Origin of the sequence: Methanocorpusculum bavaricum DSM 4179 (assembly GCF_000430905.1) — an archaeon.
Lineage (GTDB): Archaea > Halobacteriota > Methanomicrobia > Methanomicrobiales > Methanocorpusculaceae > Methanocorpusculum > Methanocorpusculum parvum.
In genome coordinates this window covers 1-17,594 of record NZ_AUMX01000012.1, presented here as the reverse complement: position 1 = coordinate 17,594, position 17,594 = coordinate 1, and the positions used below count along the sequence as shown (strand labels likewise).

Genomic DNA, 17,594 nt, shown 5'->3' with positions numbered 1-17,594 from the left:
CCCGATTTAGAACGTGATCAGCTGTCTGTCCCGGTTTCCGGGCCGGGCCATTTCCACGCCCTGTTCCTTATACGTCCGCATCACGATCTGGGTCATGGTTTCCCTGACGCCGTCGATGGATGCGATCTGCTCGGCGACGAACCGGGAGATCTCCGCCATGGACTGGCCGGTGATGGTCACCTGGAAATCGTAGCTTCCGGTAAGGAGCCGGATGCTCTCTACCTGGGGGAATCTGGCGAGTTTTTCTGCGATACCGTCGTATCCCAGGCCTTTTTCCGGTGTTACCTTAAGGGAGAGTATAACGGAAACATCATCGACACCTAATGCCGAGTAGTCGATGACTGCCGTACACCGGCGAAGAATACCTGCCTGACAAAGGCTGGCGATCCTTTTTGTCACATCGCTCTCGGATACTTCCAGCATAACGGCAAGATCGCTTACAGGGATCCTGCTGTTTTTCCGGAGTTCCTTTAGGATTAGGGTGTCCTTTTCATCCATTTTTACTCACCTTTTTCATGATTTTTTACCAGAGGATGCAGAATGCCGCATTCCTGAAACCGTGAATCGTTCATGATCACAGTACGTATGTCATTGGTCGGACTCTTAAAATAAATTTCCGTCGTTCTGCCGTGGCGGCCGTGAGAAACAACGCGGGTGGTGATGATTCCAAGCATATTGAGCTCGTTTATCAGATCCGAGACACGGCGGTGACTCAATGCTTCAGTGTCAAGTTCCGCGGCGACTTCGCGGTAGACGTTGATGACCGAGCCGCTGGTGAAAACTTTCTGACCGGAGGCCGCCATGAGAAGCATCGAACACAATACTATCTTGCTTTGTGCGGGGAGGGTTTTGACGCACTCACTCATTGTATCGGTCTCGATATTTTCCTGGGCGCCGTTGACATGTTTTACCATGACGCGTTCGGCTCCTTCGCGTTCGGCAAGTTCGCCGGAGACGCGTAAGAGATCAAGAGCGCGGCGTGCGTCGCCGTGTTCCTGGGCTGCGCGTGCTGCGCAGAGACCGATCACTTCATCAGAAACGACGTCCGGGAAAAACGCCATCTCGGCACGCTGATGCAGGATGTCCCTGAGCTGATCGGCATTGTACGGAGGGAAGACCATCTCTTCTTCCGAGAGGGAGGAAAGCACACGCGGATCGAGAAAGTCTTTGAAGGTGAGATCGTTTGAGATGCCGATGATACATACACGCGATGAAAACAGGTCGCTGTTTATGCGCGTCAGATTATAGAGTGTGTCGTCTCCGCTTTTTTTGACCAGTTTGTCGATCTCGTCCAAGACGATGATCTGGAGACCCCCGGCCTGTTCAAGGACGTTTTTGAGTTCCGAATACACCTGATCGGTGTGCCATCCGGTGGCAGGGATGATGTTTTTGACCCGGTCGCTTGCTTTCAGATCATGACCGCTGACATGGTTTGCGATCTGGGCAAGAACGCGGTACTGGGTATCGATGGTTTCACAGTTGAGATGGACAAGTCTGCACGGGGAAAACTCCGAGCTCTCGTTTTCCAGCTCGGCTCCGACAAATTTGACCGTGGCTGTCTTGCCGGTTCCGGTTTTTCCGTAGATGAGGATGTTGGAAGGAGTTGCACCCTGAAGAGCGGGAGCGAGGATCTCAGCGATCGAATCGATCTGATCCATTCTGTGCGGGAGTTCCTTTGGACTGTAACTGTGTCGCAGGACCTCACGATTTTGAAAAATTTTATTAGGATTGATATATCTTTTAAAGAGACCTGTCGACTTGTAGGGTTCGCTTTCCATTGTAAATTTTTCCTTGGATATCTTATATGGTTTTTTTTCCTGATAATGTACCACTACTGCGAGTGGAAATAAGTGGGGGGATCTGTGAAGGGAATCTCTGAGGGGAGATAAGACGGATGGATGATAGTGAACTGATGTAAGAGGGGAGGGGAAGGTGTGGGATAAATTGAGGGGAGGGGAAGGTGTGGGATAAATTGAGGGGAGGAGAGGACAGGGGGACAGAAAATGGGATAAATTGAGGGGAGGAGGAGGAAGAAGACAGAATATGGGGTAAATTGGAGGGAGGAGAGGAGGAAGAAGACAGAATATGGGGTAAATTGGGGAGAGGACAGGGGGACAGAAAATGGGGTAAATTGGGGGGAGGAGGAGGAGGAGGAAGACGGAATATGGGGTAAATTGGGGGGGTTGAAGCGGGAGTTAGAGTTAGGGGGAGTTAAAAGTTGAGGGGAGAAATGGTGATTGATTGTTAGATGGTGATAACCAGGTGTTTGATGGAGCGTTTGCTGATTTGAAATGATTGTAAGCGATTTAAGGGACCCACCCCTTTATTGCGAGTGGAGAACTTTTTGGAGAACGCAAAAGAAATGCAAAAGAAATGCAGGTAAGAAATGGAGTTTATTCGAATGCTTTATATATCATCTATCCAGAAAACAAAAAATTTTGGTTCATGTATATATATCATTTGCTTTTGTCCGTATTTTTGTACTTTTTTTTCTTTGAAAAAATATTTTTTGGCTGCTGTTTCATCGTTTTTTTTTGTTTTTATTTTGTTTTTATTTTTGATGTAAAAAAAGAAAACGTTTATATAATCAAAAGTCTAATTAATTATGATTTCAAAAATACATAAAATGAAAAACATTTTTTCAGTGATTCAAAAATAATTTTTCCACTCGCAATAAAGGGGTGGGGGACTTCTTTTGCAAATATTTGATAAACAGAAAAAAATTTCATCGATATCCTCCATTACCCAACTCACCATCCATCGCTTTTCAACACTGATTATTGATTCAACCCGCACTCTTTTTTCACCCTCTGCTGCTCCTTTTCATATCCCCCTCCAACCCCTCCCCCTCAAAAATCCTCGCTTAAATCCTCATCTCCTGCTCATCTCCCTCCCCTCCTTTGTTACTTATCTGCTCCCTCTGCTGCCCTTTTCCGATTCAAAACAGGAGAATAACCTATTATCTTTGAACTCATACACTTCTCTTATGTCAAGAGAACACCGGGAAACTGTTTCGATAAAGACGGCCGTCATCACCGTTTCAACCACCCGCACAGAAAAAACCGATCTCTCCGGAAAGATCATCACTGAAGCATTTGAACAGGCCGGCATTCCTATCGTTTCTGCAGTCATCGTCAAAGACGACATCTCAGACATCAGATCCGCAGTTCTCTCTGCCCTGGATCAGGCCAACTGCATCGTCGTGAACGGCGGCACAGGTCTTACCCATGATGACTGCACCATCGAAGCGGTTTCCCCCCTCTTCATAAAAACCATGGACGGATTCGGCGAACTCTTCCGTCAGAAAAGCTATGCCCAGGTCGGAAACGCTGTCATCCTTTCCCGTGCCGCAGCCGGCATCAACAAAGGCCGGGTGATCTTCTGCATCCCCGGCTCTCCCAAAGCCGTCAAACTCGCAACAGAAGAGATCATCATTCCTGAAATCACCCACATCCTGACCCATGCAAACCAGTGATCCCTCCTCTCCCCTCACCCCCCCTTCCCCCTCCTCCTCCTCCTCTCCCTCCTCCTCCTCTCCCTCCCCCTCGCTGCCGTTTCTCCTCGAACCTGTCCGGACACCGGAGCAGATCAAAAAAACCGCAGAACTTGCAGAGATCATCTGGACCGAACACTACACCCCCCTCATCGGCGCAGCGCAGGTCGCTTACATGATCGAAAAATTCCAGTCAGTTTCTGCCGTCACTGCTCAGATCCGACAGGGATACCGATATTATCTCATGCAGTCCGGCGGGATATCGGCCGGATACACCGCAGTCCTTTCAGAGCCGATGGAAAAATCCCTCTTTCTTTCAAAGATCTATGTGGAAAAATCGTACCGAGGCAGACATTTCACCTCAAAGACCCTCGCAGCTTTGAAAAAGATCTGCCGCGAAGAAGATCTTGAAAAGATCCGGCTGACGGTGAACAAAGGCAATCACTCCTCCCTCGCCGTCTACGAACATCTCGGATTTGTACAAGTTCAAGACATTGTCACAGACATCGGCGAAGGCTATGTCATGGACGACTACATCATGGAAATGACCATCTGATACGTCTCTTCGCGGCTGAAAGATCCGGTGTTGATCACACTCAGAGTGTCTATATATGCATAACAGGTCGCCGTACACTCGTAATAGCTGGTGAGATTTTTCTCATACTCTTCATACAACTCCTGATCATATGACTGACCAAGGAGTGTTTTCTGATCTGCTATCTCATTTTGCAGGATCCTCATCTCCTGACCCAGCGCCTCGATTGCAGAAACGATCTGGCCGCGCTCCTCCAGGATCGTGTCGATCTGCCAGGACGCCGAATAAGCGGCAGCTCCTCCTCCGACAAGGATCACCCCCTCCTCTCTCACGCGTGTCCTGTTTTTGTTTCTGTTTCTGATCAGAGCGGAATCCTCGCCGATATAGGCAAACCTGGTCGTTTCGATCAGAATATACTCACTGATCTGATTTTTACTCCTCCCGCTCTCCCCCTCCTCCGTTTTGACCGCAGCCGTCATATGGTTTTCTTCGCTCAAAACCACGACGCCTGCCGCATATCCGGATCTCGCCAGAAGGCCTGCAAGAAGGATACTCTTGTCATCACAGTCTCCCTGATCCTCGATCACCGTCTCGATCGGGAAGTTGACCTCAGCTCCGACCGTTTTATAGGGAATGTTCTGGACATAGGTCGTCAGCAGCTCGACATACTCATCGCCTGTCAGCCCGTGACTCTCTGCATACCAGGTAAAAAATCCGAGAAGCTTTGCATACATCTCATCCTGCGCCGGATCCTGCGCGACCGCCGCGTAATACTTCTCCGGCGAACAGCCAAACAGCGGCGTCGATTTGGATCCCTCATGTTTTGCTCCGTAATACGGGGCAAGGCCCAGGATGATCTCTGCGCTGACCGTCTCACCTTTGAAAGGAAAATCGATTTCAACGACCTTTGTTGATGTATCGCCGGGATCTGAAGTTATCGAAGGATAGACCGTCGGCATCGCCCCCACGCTCACGGCCGATGAGATTATCATACCAAAGATAAGTACCGCCGCCAGGAGTTTTTTGAGTATCTTCATCTGCTGAATGCGAATCATTGCAAAAAATCCGTTCCGATCTCTCTCACCAGCCGTCACGGGACTGGATCAGCCGCCCCGAAACGATCGTCTGATACACGTTTTCCCGGTTGTAGGGCTCGGAGTTGATCATATGCAGCACCGAACGTATCCTGTTCCCGGCCTCTATCCCCTCATTATACTCATCCAGATGAAGATCATATGCGGATCTCAGCGTCGTATTCGATGCATTCTCCGGGTCATCGAGCATCGTCTTCTCACTCCCGATCGTCCTGCCAAGACCGTTCAGCGCCTGATACAGAAGATCCAGAGCAGCATATGCCGTATCCCGCACATCAAGGATCGTCTGGATCTGCCAGGAGGCCGTATAGACATCCGTTCCATCACCGATCCGGTAAAATGCGTAATTCCCGTGATCGGATTTTTCATGCAGAAGCTCCGGGACCTCCCCGATGTAGGCATATCTCGTCGTTTCGATCAGACTGTATCCGCTGTTCTCATAGTTGGTCTGATCCCCTCCTTTGACTCCGGCAGCCATATGATTGTCTTTCTTAAAAAGAAACACGCCGGCGTCATACCCTTTTTTGTCCAGAAGACCTGCAAGAAGAATACTCTTGTCATCACAGTCTCCCCACTCCTCGATCACCGTCTCGATCGGGAATTTTATCTCTCTGCCGGATGTTTTGTAGGGGATGTTCTGGACATAGGTCGTCAGCAGTTCTATGTACTCATCGCCTGTCAGCGAATGATCTTCTGAATAGGCGTCAAAAAACCCGAGAAGCTCTGCATACATCTGATCCTGCGCCGGATCATAGGCGATCACCGAGTAATATCTCTCCGGCGAACAGCCAAACAGCGGCATCGATTTGGCCCCCGCTGATTTTGCGCCGTTGTAGGGAGCAAGATCAAGCATGATGTCACCTGTGACCCGGCCCTCCATGAACGGAAAATCCAGATGAACAGCGGTCGTTGAGGTGTCGGACTGATTCACCGGGATCTCCGGATATCTGGTTTGATCAATGGCCAGACCGATGCCTGCCGCAAGCAGCAGAAGAATGAGAAAAGAAAAAAGGAGTATACGCGGTGTTTTCATCGGTTGTATGGAAATACACCGTATTCTGCTTTAATTGTATCGTTTTGACGGTCATCTCCATGCATCAATCATCGCGATCCGTTCCAGAACAAGTTCATCGATCCGGTCCGGTCCTACGACCTCAAGCTCCTCATCGGTGATGTCGAACTCCTTTTTCAGCGTCTCGTTCGCCGCCGAAACTTCTTCGGTCTCACAGACGAGTTTTCTGATCTCATCTTTTGCCCTTTGTGTTTCGCCGTCGAGGATCAGGACATAGACCTGGTTTTCACCTGCCTGCAGACCAAATCTCGGTGCAAGAGAACACTGTCTCTGGCCCGAAGCATACACCAAAATCTCCATCGAAAGGGTCCGGGCAATATTTTTTCCTTCGGCAAAAGACCTCTTCGCATGCATGACAGCCGATTCTATATGGGGTTTTCCGGCGATCTTTGCTGCGTCGAAGAGAACGATCGTTGACCCTGTGTCTTTCCCGATCCTGTTGATCGTTTTCAGCGTGCCGCTGACATCCTCAACATACAGTTTTCCAAAAAAAATTTCCATCGTCATGTTCATTCTCCAAAATCGAAAAGGGTAGCCTGCGGTTTTTTCTCGGTCGGCACATCCTCTCTCTCCTCCTCTTCACGATCCGGCCGGCTCTTCTTTGCGGATCTGCGGCCGGCCTGTTCGAGAACGTTTTTCGCGATCGTTGCGCCCAGGATCGAGACGACCTCATGTTCTTCTGCGGCCATGAGCCCCTCCGGGTTCGTGATCCCCCGGTCGAAAAGTCTGCGGGCTCTGACGCGTCCGATGCCTTTGAGGGAGATCAGGGGGAGGAGCTCCTCTTTCACGCCGTGGTTCACTCTGAGTTCAAGATCCTGCATCTCACTATCACAGCAGGAGGCGAACTCATGACAGATCCTGCCCGCCGCATGCATGAGCCATCTGAGGTTTTCAACCACCGCGTGAATATCGCCGGCTCCTACCCCGAACCGTTCGCAGATGGAGTCTTCGCTGATCTCGGAGATCCACTCCTCGGCAACGAGAGCCGTCTTGATCGCTGCAAAAAACTCCTCGGAGATGTCTTCGAGCAGAAGTTCATCGCTTCTTTCCTTGAGGATCTTATCCACGAACTTTTCGTCCGAAGCTTTGAGATAAAATCTGAACATATCCGGCGTCATGCAGAGGAGATGCAGCATCCCAAACGCCGTGAAGTTTTTCGCTGCAATGCCCTCTTTTATCATCATGGCGGACTCGGGGTCGAGATAGAGCCGGGACGTCAGCGCTCCAAAGAGGGTTCCGTGGATCCCGTCTCCCTCTTTTTCGATCATCCCGGACTTTTCCAGATAGGCAAGCGTCTTCTCGATGTTTTTATCGAGACGCCGGTGGACGGACTTCTGACTTGCGTAGAAGGATTTTTCCATGAATCCCCTGACTTCGTCCGCGGTCTGTGCAAATCCCGAGGTGATGAGTGCGAGGAGATGGCTTCTGAGTTCGTTTTCCTTCTGGCACTGGGAGGTGATGTCTTCTGCCGGCGCATCGATGAACTCTTCGAACAGCCGGTCCACGTCACGCTGTTCTTTGGCGATGAGGACCGCCTCGCCGTACGGATCGAGTCTCGGTCTGCCGGCCCGTCCCGCCATCTGCCGGTACTCGAGGACAGGGATAGGGTTCATTCCGGTCCCCCGCTCATACCGCTGATAATCCCGGATGATCACCCGCCGTGCAGGCAGGTTCAGTCCGGCGGCAAGCGTCGGGGTCGATGATATGCAGAGGATATCCCCGTTTCGAAATCCCTCTTCGACTGCCGATCGCGCTTCACGCGGGAGACCTGCGTGGTGAAACGCTGCTCCGGATTTTACCGCAAGGGCGAGATTTTTTCCGGATGCGGTCGTGTCGGCTTTGGCGATCCGTTTTGCGAGTTCGTCGAGCGCGTCCGAGGATTTTTTCAGCGTTACGGCCGCCCGTTTGGCATACGCCTCGGCAGAACGCCTTGACGAGACGAACACGAGACACTGCCCGCCCTCGTTTACCGTATCCAGAAGAAGATTCAGGTCGTCGTCCTTTTTCGGCGTTTCGAGCAGACGTTCAGTTCCGTGGAAATGGATCGCTCCGTTATAATAGACCCCTTCCCGGAGATCGACCGGCCGCCACTCGCTCGTGATGAGGGCGGCATCCAGCCATTTTGCAAGGCTTTCGGGGTTGCCCATCGTGGCGGACAGACCGATGATCTGCATATCCGGGTTCTGGAACCTCAGCTGCGCGATCACCATCTCAAGGGTCCCGCCGCGGGAATCGTCGCCGATCAGGTGTATTTCGTCAACGACGAGAAGAGAGATGCTTTTCAGCCACCCGGCTTTGTTTCTGATGAGTGAATCGGTCTTCTCGGATGTTGCCACGATGATGTCGTACCGTCCGAGGTACTCGTCGCGCTGGTCCGGGTCGCCGGTCGCGATCCCCACCTTCACGGATTTGCCGCTGAAGTCTTCGTATTTTTCCGAAGCAAGGGCTTTCAGGGGAACAATATAGAGACACTTTCCTCCCTCGGAAATCTCCTTCTGCATCGCCATCTCGGCGATGAGTGTTTTTCCGGAAGCCGTCGGAATGGCGGCCAATATGTTTTTCCGGTCGAATAAACCCGCAGTTACACACTCAGCCTGGGGAGGATACAGCTCCTCGATCCCATTTTTCAAATACGCCTCGCGCAGGTGATTTGGGATCGGCATTTCGTGTATTTTCATGAAACGCGCCCGGATGTATCAAGACCCCTTTGTTTCCAGTGGAACTCTGCAGAATCACTCATCATATTTATTGATTTTTATTTTATGCGGGCCGTCAGTAGTAGTAGTTCAGAACGTCCAGCTTTGCTTCCTTCTTTTTGCGATCCAGGAAGTTAAAGACGGTATTGTGATCCGAACCGTTGATGAGCATCGTGACTGCAGTGTGGGCATCGTTCATCTGATCCGGCATGCCGATGATGCCGACGGTCTTTCCGTATACGGAGATGAGAGCGCCGCTCATGTTTTCTATCTGTTCGCGTGCTTTTCCGTCGCGGCCGATGATCCTTCCTCTGATGCGTGCGAGTTTCTGGGGGGTGTCGGCGATATCCGAAAGGTCGATTAAGGTTAAGATCATGTCGTCGTCTTCGAGGAGTTTCTTTGCCCGCTCGGGCGAGAAGCCGCGGCCGATCGCTTTGATGACTTCCATCGAGCGGATCTCAGCAAGGGAGTCCTCTTCGTTGATGATCTCAATAAGACCGGACTGGCTGTCGATCTCCAGTGTTACGTGGAGGATTTTTTCCAAAAATTTTCTGGTGTCGCCGCCTTTTCCGATGATGGCGCCGATTCTGTCGTTGGGGATCTTTACTTCCTGTGTCATGATTTATATCTCGAAAAATTCTTCACCGACGATGTCCCTGAAAAGTTCGTGTTCGTCGGTTGTTTTGCATTTGGTGCCAAAAAATCTGTTGATGTTTTTGATGTCCCTGAAAAGGAAATTGTAGGCTCTGGGGTGTTCGGGAGTTACCGCCTGGGCCATGTCGATCAGGATGAGTCCGTTAGGCCCTGTGAGGATGTTGTACTCGGATAAGTCGCCGTGAACAAGGCGTGCTTTCTGATACAGATCGCGGATGAGTCCGATGGTTTCCTCATAGCCTTCGGCGGGAGTTCCCGGGAGGCGAAGACGCATCTGGGGGTAGGGGATGTTTCCCTCTCCGAGGAACTCCATGATGAGGATGTTTCTGTCGAATGCGTACGGGGTCGGGCAGGGGATGCCGGCTTCTTTTGTCCTCGAAAGGTTGCTGTACTCTTTTTTGGTCCAGGCAAAGATGATGTCTTTGTGGGTCCGGCGGATGCCGGCGAATCTGGGATCACCGAGGATGTAATCGCTCATTGTGGTGAAGTTCCCGGTCCGGAGACGGTAGATTTTGACGGCGGCAGAGATCTCGTTTCCGTCTTCGTCGGTTTTTCCTGCAAGGAATACGTTGGCTTCTTTGCCGGTGGAGATGGAGCCGCCCATGGAGGCGATGACGTTTTTCTTGACGAGTTTGTAGAGTGCTAAAAGAGTGACTTCGTCAAAGACTTCGCCGGTGACTTTTCTTGAGTCGGCGTCTTTGAGTCTGATGCCGAGTGCGGAGAGTTTCCGGTCGAGGTATTCGATCCTGTCGTCCTGTTCCTGGTGGTGATCGGGTGAGGATGCGGATCTTGGCGGTGAGCAAGGTTTGGGTTTGCGGGTTTTTTCGGGGGACATGATGGGGTTGATGTTTGGTTCAGCTGTGCTGTTGTGCTATATGTTTCATTTATAGGGTATTAGTTTTTGGGGAGGGGGATGTATGTCGGTCATACATTGGAGGGACAGGATTGGTGTCAGGTTGGTTTTTGAAAAACATGACACCAGTTTTTTGGTGAGGATGTTGTGTCAGGTTTGGGGAGGTGATGGTGACACGATAAATTCGGTTTATTGCGGCTTAATTTTAAAAATTAGAGCGTATAAAGGTTTTATTGCGTGGTGTCAGGTTTTCCCCGAAACTCTCTTTTATGTAGTAATTAGGTATATATTTAGGGTTTAGAAAATTTTCCCAGGGTTTTTGGAAAAATGTGACACTAAGGTCCAGGGGTGGTTGAGCCGTATGATGGTGTTCATTTATAGTCTCACTTACAGTCTCATTTAACATCTCAGGCTGCCCGGATAAAAGATCCAGATACCCAGTACACGCGGATTTGCCTGTATTTTGAAGGGGTGATATCCCCATTTTTGCGGCACGTTGTATGTGCCGCGTTTCTTTGTTCATTTTTTCTGCGGCAGGGAGGCATGATGGACGTGCCGCGGTTTTAGGGACGAATGGGCTTTATTTTTGGGAAATAGACGGATATGCTGAGTTTTTACGTTGGAGGCAGGTTTTTCCCGAAACTCTGTATTTTGTAGGAAATAGGCTAATATTCAGGGTTTAGAAAATTTTCCCAGGGTTTTTGGAAAAATGTGCCCCCAAGATGGAACTCTGTTTGGAAGGAGTTGGTAAGGCCCACTCACCATGAAATGCGGGTGTTGGGTTTGGACACGTTGTATTTTGCATACCTGTCCAACTCGTTTCCATCTCGTTTTTTGCGGGATGTTTTGGACACGTTCTGAAAACCGGACGTGTCCACGAAAATCTTTGTAATCCGGGCTTTTTGCGAAAAATGGCAGTATATAGGGTTTTATCAGTTTGGACACATTTTTTCCAAAACTCTGTTTTTTTGTAGTAATGAGGGTTAGAGGTAGGTTTTAAAAATTTTCCCAGGGTTTTGAGAAAAATGTGTCCAAATGTATTTTGGGTTTTTGTTGGGTGCGGACACATGAGGTATCCCACCGCGAATAATCGCGAATAAACGCGAATCGCATTTTCCTCACGCTGTCTTCTTGTCCTCGTCGTTTCACTCCTCGGCCGCGTTCCTACGCTGCGCCTCATCGGCTCCGCGTGGCCGGAACGCCAGCGTGGAAAATGCTGGAAAACCCGCGTCGCGGGTTTTCTCAGGGTTAAACGTTCCATATTTATTGAAAAATCAAGGATATCGAACACTCCTTTAAGAAAACCCGCGACGCGGGTTTTCCAGCATTTTTCGTTCCGCCGTCACGACCACGCGGAGCCGATCAGGCGGAGCGTAGTGACGCGACCGAAGGTCAAGAGGGCGGAACAGGAAAAATGCGATTCGCGTTTATTCGCGATTATTCGCGGTGGGATTTCTCATGTGTCCGCACTCGGCCAACATCTGTTCTCATCCAATCAGAGGTATATTGAGAAAATCAGATTTTAATTGGTATATTTAATCTTATATTTTCGGGGATTACACAGTTTTGGCTGAAAAACATCAACTCAGAACCCTGACCGTTGTTAGCTGCACTGTAGTTAAGTGTATATTCAAGTGGACGAAATGATGAATACAAACCAAATATTTCTGGAGTATTATCATATGTTAATACCCAGTGATGAGTTGTGTTTTCCGAAATTATAGCACTAAGTTTACAATGGTCTTCGGGTTCATAGTGATTTACATAAAGGATCTGCCCTTTTTTGTAATATGGTGGATCAAAATAAATGAGAGTATTACGTGGCAAAGAAACGACAATTTGTTGTATAAACTCAATCGCATCAAGGTTATAGACCTGTATTCTTTGCTTATAGTTGGCAATTTTCTGGATACGACGGATAAGCTCAGTTTTATTATAGCGTGCATCCATTTTCCATTTACCAGCTTGTTCTATACCTCCAATAACCCCTGCATCAATAATTCCAGAATGGTTGGTCCTGTTTAGATAGAAGGTTGAGAAACCAAGTTCAAGCAAATCAGCAGTTTCTTTCTGGCGTTGAACCTCTTTCTGTTTTTTCCATTCAGAAATAGTCACTGGCGTCTCTAAAATTAGAGTACAAAGTTCCTGTGTATTGTTTAGAACCGAATACCACAATGCATAGATGGATCGGTCAAGGTCATTGAGGATTATGTTTTGCACATACTCTTCAAATAAAAGATTGAATGCGATCTCAGAACCTCCGGCAAACGGCTCAACATATGTCCCATCCAAAAGATGGTTCTCACTAATAAGATCTTTCATAAACTTGGCAATCTTTCCTTTGCCGCCGGGGTATCTTAGTGGTGAATAATGCATTGATTATGGCTCGAGAAGCTTTTCATGTAATATTTTAATGAACCTTTCTATATTGTCCCAATCAGTTTTAATATCAATTGGTTTCGGATTCATATCTGAATTGTGAATATAAGCATGCCAGTATCCAACTGATGTACTCGCAGTATCATCAGAAAATGCCTTATTAACCGGTTTTAATTCCCTCTCGGTCATATATTTATTGGCCTTAAAGTCTTCACACACCAATCGTATTTTCTCTTTTAACTTAGTCCAATCATTATATCCAGGTATTTTTTTCTCTTTACAATAGGTATCAACACTTAACTCTACAAAAACTCTTAACAATACTGAACATGCGTTTGGGTACGACTCAACATGTAATTTTCTTAACTCGGAATATATTGAATTTAAACGCACATGTTTTATTTGAAACTTACATTTAGTTGGAATTACAGTTTTTCTATCTGTTGATACAGGATTTGTTCTCTCTTTTGAACTGGACGTAGATTTTGATGAGTAACTTGAATCTGTTTTGCTTGTTCTTGACGCCTCTTTACTTGTCTCTTTTTGAGATTCTCTTGAATTATCCTTTCCCTCTTGATTAATTCCCTGTGATTGAGAATCCCGAATCTTACTGAGAACATTATCGATGTAATTTTTCCGATCTGATTTATTGTAAATCAGTTTTACTGGTAATGCTTCCTCTCCTGAAAAATCATAGAGGATTTGTTTCAGAGCAGCTTCATTTATTTTGTTGCTTGTATCAAGAGTAATCTGTATTTTATCGTCATGAATTCCAATCATTTCCTGAACATATTTATCTTGCATTAGACGGGTTAGGTTGGTAAAATTCAATCCTTCAAGTGTCTCTTCATCCACAGGTATGGATATCAGAAAATTGAGTGTTCTGGTATCAAAATCGTTCTCATGATTATTTATTTTATTTCGAATCTTTTGAACTGTATTCCATTCTACGACACCTTTCCCTTCATTTTCACCATTATGTCTAAGAGAAACAATGGCTGCAATCTTTTTTTCATCAGATGTAACTAGACAGGACATCTTAGAAATTGGTTTATCCAGGCTTATATTATGTAATCTATTAAATTTTTGAAATAATCGTGTATCTTCTGTCTCTATTATTTGTGGAGTGAGTAATATTTTTAGTGCCGCGAGACGACGATTTCCCTCTTTTACGATGTATTTACCATCTTCATCTTTTTTGGGGGTTACTACTAGATTTTCATGTAATAATGTTCCAGATTCTACAAAATTTTCTGCAAGATTATATAATTTATCTTGTTGACCTTTAACTATTTTCAGCAAAGCCTCTCTTTGGCTATCAACAGAATTCAAAAAACGTGGATTTGCATCATCCAATAATAAATTTATGATCTCTATCTCTTTAACTTCATCTGTATCTGTCTCTTTCATTAATAATTAGAATGTAACACATGCATCATAATGATATCTCATAATTTGATTATCTTTTGTGGTAAGTTACTGTTTGAACTCTCATCTCTCATTCAATCCTCGTCAAAAACATATCAGAAAACAGGGTGATCGAGCGTGTGGGTCCCAAAAAGAACGGATACCGGAATCCACTTGCCAATTACTGATTTGTAGTCGTAGTCCCACTCTGCCCGGATAAAACACCGCCCAAAAAGAAAAACAGAGAGTGAATCTCACCACTCAACCGTCAGCCCGACCCCGACTTCATGCACCGGAATCTCCTGGTGGACCGCTGCTTTCACCGCAAACGAGGTACAGTGACAGGGATACATCTCAGAGATCCCCTCGTTTTTCATATACGAAATCGTCTTCTCTGCCCGCTCATCCACTTTCTTCATATGCCAGCCGCCGATGATCCCGAGTATCGGTTTATTCGTCAGCTCTTTTGCATACGCACACATATTACAGATTCCGGCATGCGAACAGCCGGTAATAACGTAAACGCCCGACGCCGTTTCATAAATCAGCGCCGAGTCCTCCAGAATATAATCCGGGACATATCCCTCCGGCGTTTTTCTGGTGTCCATCTTCGGTCTCTGCTCGAACTCCTGCGTGATCGGGATCTCGCCAAGGAACGTGATATGATCGCTGATTTTGACCGGATCCTTCGAAAGATGCAGGCTGGTCTTTTCCCGCATGGTCTCCTCCGAGACGGGCGAACCCGTCAGCAGATCGCCCCGGCGTTTCTCGGCGAACGTATCAGGATGTGTGATCACTTGAAACGACGACGTATCGAAGCGTTCCAGCAGATGAGGCAGTCCGCCGGTGTGGTCGTCGTGCCCGTGAGAGATCACGACCTTTGTCAGAGCTGAAAGATCGATCCCGAGTTTTTTCGCATTCCGGATAAAAAGATCCGAGTAGCCCGTATCAAGCAGAATTTTTTCCGTCCCGTCTTCGATATAGAAGCACAGTCCCGGTTCTCCGTAGAAATATTTGTCGATGAAGGTGTTGTTATCGACGAGTACTGTAAGTTTCATGCCATCTACCAGGGTTTTTTCCCGGCAAACCAGCCGTTATCCGTCCAGTATGCTGCATCAGATTCAATAAACCGGTATTTTTTCTGCACGAATCTCATCAGATAGAAGAGTATCCTGACTTTGAGCCGCGGCCCGGCTCCCTGCTGTCTTCGAATTTTTCGGGCTGTTTTCGTGACTTCTTGTGCAAACGCCGCTCTGCTCTTTTCGGTGACCTCTGTCCAGTCTCCCGCCAGGACCGCATTTTTGAAACTGTAGGTCCGGCCGACTCCCCACCAGTCAAAGGAATCCTGAACATCCTTTCCTGCACTCCGCATTCCGGTTTTTGCGGCCGTTATAATAACAAGTGCCTGTTTGCGAAACATCTGCGGGTTTGGCTTGTGTCCCATCCACCGACAACCGAAGTGGTCTAAGAGCGCCTTGACCTGGCCGGGCACATGGAACACATACACGGGAGCAGTGATAATGATCAGATCCGCATTCTGCATTGCCTCCTCAATTGGCTGGATGTATTTGTAGTGAGGACAGGTTGTGGTGTCGGAAAAACAGTTGAAGCATCCGGTGCAGAATGCCGGCATGTCCTTTGGGAGGTGGAATTCAGTGACCGGATCGCCGTCTGCGAGTTCAGCCAGGAACTGCTGGGCGATGTTGTACGTACTGGATTTTTCCGTACGGCTCGTTCCGTAGATGACGGTGATTTTCATAGCGTTATGGAGTATTGGGTTTTCGCGATGTTCTATTTTTTCCTGCGGGAGTGGTAGGTGAAAATCCTAACCCTGTTATATTGGCCTGAATACTTTTTTGACAAGTGGAGTTATGCGTTCTGGGTGCGGATCCAATTCGGGAAGGAGTTTGTTGGGTGTGGATAGATGAGAATTCCACCGCGAAGCGTTGCGATTCGCGATTGCGTGCAAGCCAAAGGCTTGCGTGCCGCCTCAAGCGGGCTTTGCCCGCTTGGGCTTATTCGCGGTGGGCTTTCTCTTGTGTCCACAGTATTGCCGAGCACGAAATCGAAGTACATCCCAGAAGTACATCAGTTTTCTCAGTTGAGATCACCCGCGTATCTCAGATAAAAAAAAGGAAAATTAGTTTTTGTAGCTCTGCACATACGCGTACGCGTCTGCGAGGAGTTCAGTGAGGGCATCGCCGCATGCCGCTTTCAGATCCATCGGGTGGATCTTTCCGCCGGCATACGCCGTCTCGAGTTCTGCATAGCTGTGGAACTCGAGGTCCCCGCCGAATTTCTCCGGACGGCGGATCGCGATCGTGTCCATTCTCGGGAAGACGTTGTACCGGAAGATCTGCAGGATCGGGTTCCCTTCGGTCTCCGGCGGGCAGAATGCCTTCTTCATCTTCTTTTTGATCTCTTCAGGCGAGTCGGCGACCGAGACGACGTTTCCTTTCGAGGAGGACATCTTCTCACCGTCGAGACCGTTTACGATCGGCGTGTGGATACATACCGGCGGTTTGTATCCAAGCGTCGGCAGGTGTTCGCGGGCGAGCATGTGGATCTTTCTCTGGTCGATCCCTCCGACCGCTGCATCAACGTTGAGGGTCGGGATGTCGACGACCTGCATGACCGGGTAGACCATCTGGGAAACCATCGGGTTGTCCATTGCACGGCCGACTTCGTCCATACTGCGGGTGGCACGGTTCAGGGTGATCTGCTGACAGAGGGTCAGCACTTCGGTCTGATACTTCGGGGTGAGCTGGACATCCGTTCCGAGAACGAACTCCGCACCTTTGAGACCGACTGCCTCGATGCAGGCTTTGTTGTAGTCGGCAAGTTCTTTGATCTGTTCGAAGGTTCCTTTTCTGTTCAGATAGGCGTGCAGGTTTGCGATCAAGACCACGACGTCAAACCCTGCTGCTTTCATATCCATCAGTTTATTGATGGTCACCAGGTGACCGAGGTGAATCTCGCCGCTTGGTTCATAACCGGTATAGACCCGTTTTGTTGGTTTGTTCAACAAAGCTCTGAGTTCGTCTTCGGTGACGATCTCAGCCGTATTACGGGTGACGAGTTCGTATGCGTCCATATCGGGATATGTTGTCCGTGAAATACTATAAAGGATGTGTGATAGAGTGTGGACCGGGACACGGTCTAACATGTAGACATGAAGAATGTTCATTCGGGAAATGCCGGATCTCTCCCTGTTATGTCCGGAGTTCGGCTGGGTGATCTCAAATGAAAAAACAGACGTACTTCGATTTCGTGTAAGGGAGGGTGTGGAAACATGATATTATTTAACCGCGAATCTCCACGAATTAACGCGAATCGCATTTTCCTTACGTTCGGGTGCTCTGCTCCGGCTTATCGCCTACGCAGGAATCGCACCCTCTCTTGAAAAATGCT

Annotated in this window: 15 protein-coding genes; 2 read left to right on the top strand and 13 right to left on the bottom strand. The window is 48.4% G+C overall.

What is annotated here, in order from left to right; genetic code table 11:
- Positions 1–6: 6 nt before the first annotated feature.
- Both H575_RS05155 and H575_RS05150 read right to left on the bottom strand, forming a co-directional pair.
- Positions 7–498, bottom strand: coding sequence for an Lrp/AsnC family transcriptional regulator (locus H575_RS05155; protein WP_042698961.1), 492 nt, complete (start codon positions 496–498; stop codon positions 7–9).
- 2 nt (positions 499–500) lie between these two features.
- A complete protein-coding gene (locus H575_RS05150) occupies positions 501–1,778 on the bottom strand; it encodes an ORC1-type DNA replication protein (protein WP_042698960.1) in 1,278 nt (425 codons plus the stop codon).
- A gap of 1,208 nt (positions 1,779–2,986) precedes the next feature.
- Here H575_RS05150 and H575_RS05140 point away from each other — a divergent pair.
- Both H575_RS05140 and H575_RS05135 read left to right on the top strand, forming a co-directional pair.
- Positions 2,987–3,475 carry a MogA/MoaB family molybdenum cofactor biosynthesis protein gene (locus tag H575_RS05140; protein ID WP_042698953.1) on the top strand — a complete coding sequence of 163 codons (489 nt, stop codon included), beginning with the start codon at positions 2,987–2,989 and terminating at the stop codon, positions 3,473–3,475.
- The gene (locus tag H575_RS05135) at positions 3,462–4,049 is read left to right on the top strand and encodes a GNAT family N-acetyltransferase (RefSeq protein WP_081406674.1); all 588 of its coding nucleotides are present in this window, start codon (positions 3,462–3,464) and stop codon (positions 4,047–4,049) included. Before H575_RS05140 ends, H575_RS05135 begins: the two co-directional genes overlap by 14 nt.
- Here H575_RS05135 and H575_RS05130 read toward each other — a convergent pair.
- The 11 genes from H575_RS05130 to H575_RS05075 all read right to left on the bottom strand — a co-directional run bounded on the left by H575_RS05130 (position 4,025) and on the right by H575_RS05075 (position 17,277).
- Entirely contained in the window at positions 4,025–5,083 is a 1,059-nt protein-coding gene (locus tag H575_RS05130) for a hypothetical protein (RefSeq protein ID WP_042698950.1), read from the bottom strand. The two genes, H575_RS05135 and H575_RS05130, sit on opposite strands and share 25 nt — an antisense overlap.
- A 25-nt stretch (positions 5,084–5,108) precedes the next feature.
- Positions 5,109–6,155: a hypothetical protein gene (locus H575_RS08935; RefSeq protein ID WP_052319972.1), complete on the bottom strand. Its 1,047-nt coding sequence runs from the start codon at positions 6,153–6,155 to the stop codon at positions 5,109–5,111.
- A gap of 51 nt (positions 6,156–6,206) precedes the next feature.
- A complete protein-coding gene (cgi121, locus tag H575_RS05120; RefSeq protein WP_042698947.1) occupies positions 6,207–6,701 on the bottom strand; it encodes a KEOPS complex subunit Cgi121 in 495 nt (164 codons plus the stop codon).
- A 2-nt stretch (positions 6,702–6,703) separates the two neighbouring features.
- Entirely contained in the window at positions 6,704–8,872 is a 2,169-nt protein-coding gene (locus H575_RS05115) for an ATP-dependent DNA helicase (protein ID WP_042698944.1), read from the bottom strand.
- 94 nt (positions 8,873–8,966) lie between these two features.
- A complete protein-coding gene (locus H575_RS05110; RefSeq protein WP_042698942.1) occupies positions 8,967–9,509 on the bottom strand; it encodes a KH domain-containing protein in 543 nt (180 codons plus the stop codon).
- A gap of 3 nt (positions 9,510–9,512) precedes the next feature.
- Positions 9,513–10,379, bottom strand: coding sequence for a serine protein kinase RIO (locus H575_RS05105; protein ID WP_081406672.1), 867 nt, complete (start codon positions 10,377–10,379; stop codon positions 9,513–9,515).
- 1,533 nt (positions 10,380–11,912) lie between these two features.
- Positions 11,913–12,773, bottom strand: a complete 861-nt coding sequence (locus H575_RS05095; protein WP_042698936.1) for a DNA adenine methylase — start codon at positions 12,771–12,773, stop codon at positions 11,913–11,915.
- Positions 12,774–12,776: 3 nt separating this feature from the next.
- On the bottom strand, positions 12,777–14,186 hold the full coding sequence (locus H575_RS05090) for a ParB N-terminal domain-containing protein (protein ID WP_042698933.1): 1,410 nt from the start codon (positions 14,184–14,186) through the stop codon (positions 12,777–12,779).
- Between the two features lie 251 nt (positions 14,187–14,437).
- On the bottom strand, positions 14,438–15,241 hold the full coding sequence (locus tag H575_RS05085; RefSeq protein WP_042698930.1) for an MBL fold metallo-hydrolase: 804 nt from the start codon (positions 15,239–15,241) through the stop codon (positions 14,438–14,440).
- Between the two features lie 5 nt (positions 15,242–15,246).
- Positions 15,247–15,942, bottom strand: a complete 696-nt coding sequence (locus tag H575_RS05080) for a flavodoxin family protein (protein WP_042698927.1) — start codon at positions 15,940–15,942, stop codon at positions 15,247–15,249.
- 381 nt (positions 15,943–16,323) lie between these two features.
- Positions 16,324–17,277 (bottom strand): tyrosine--tRNA ligase, encoded by a 954-nt coding sequence (locus H575_RS05075; RefSeq protein WP_042698924.1) that lies wholly within the window; start codon positions 17,275–17,277, stop codon positions 16,324–16,326.
- Between the last annotated feature and the right edge of the window lie 317 nt (positions 17,278–17,594).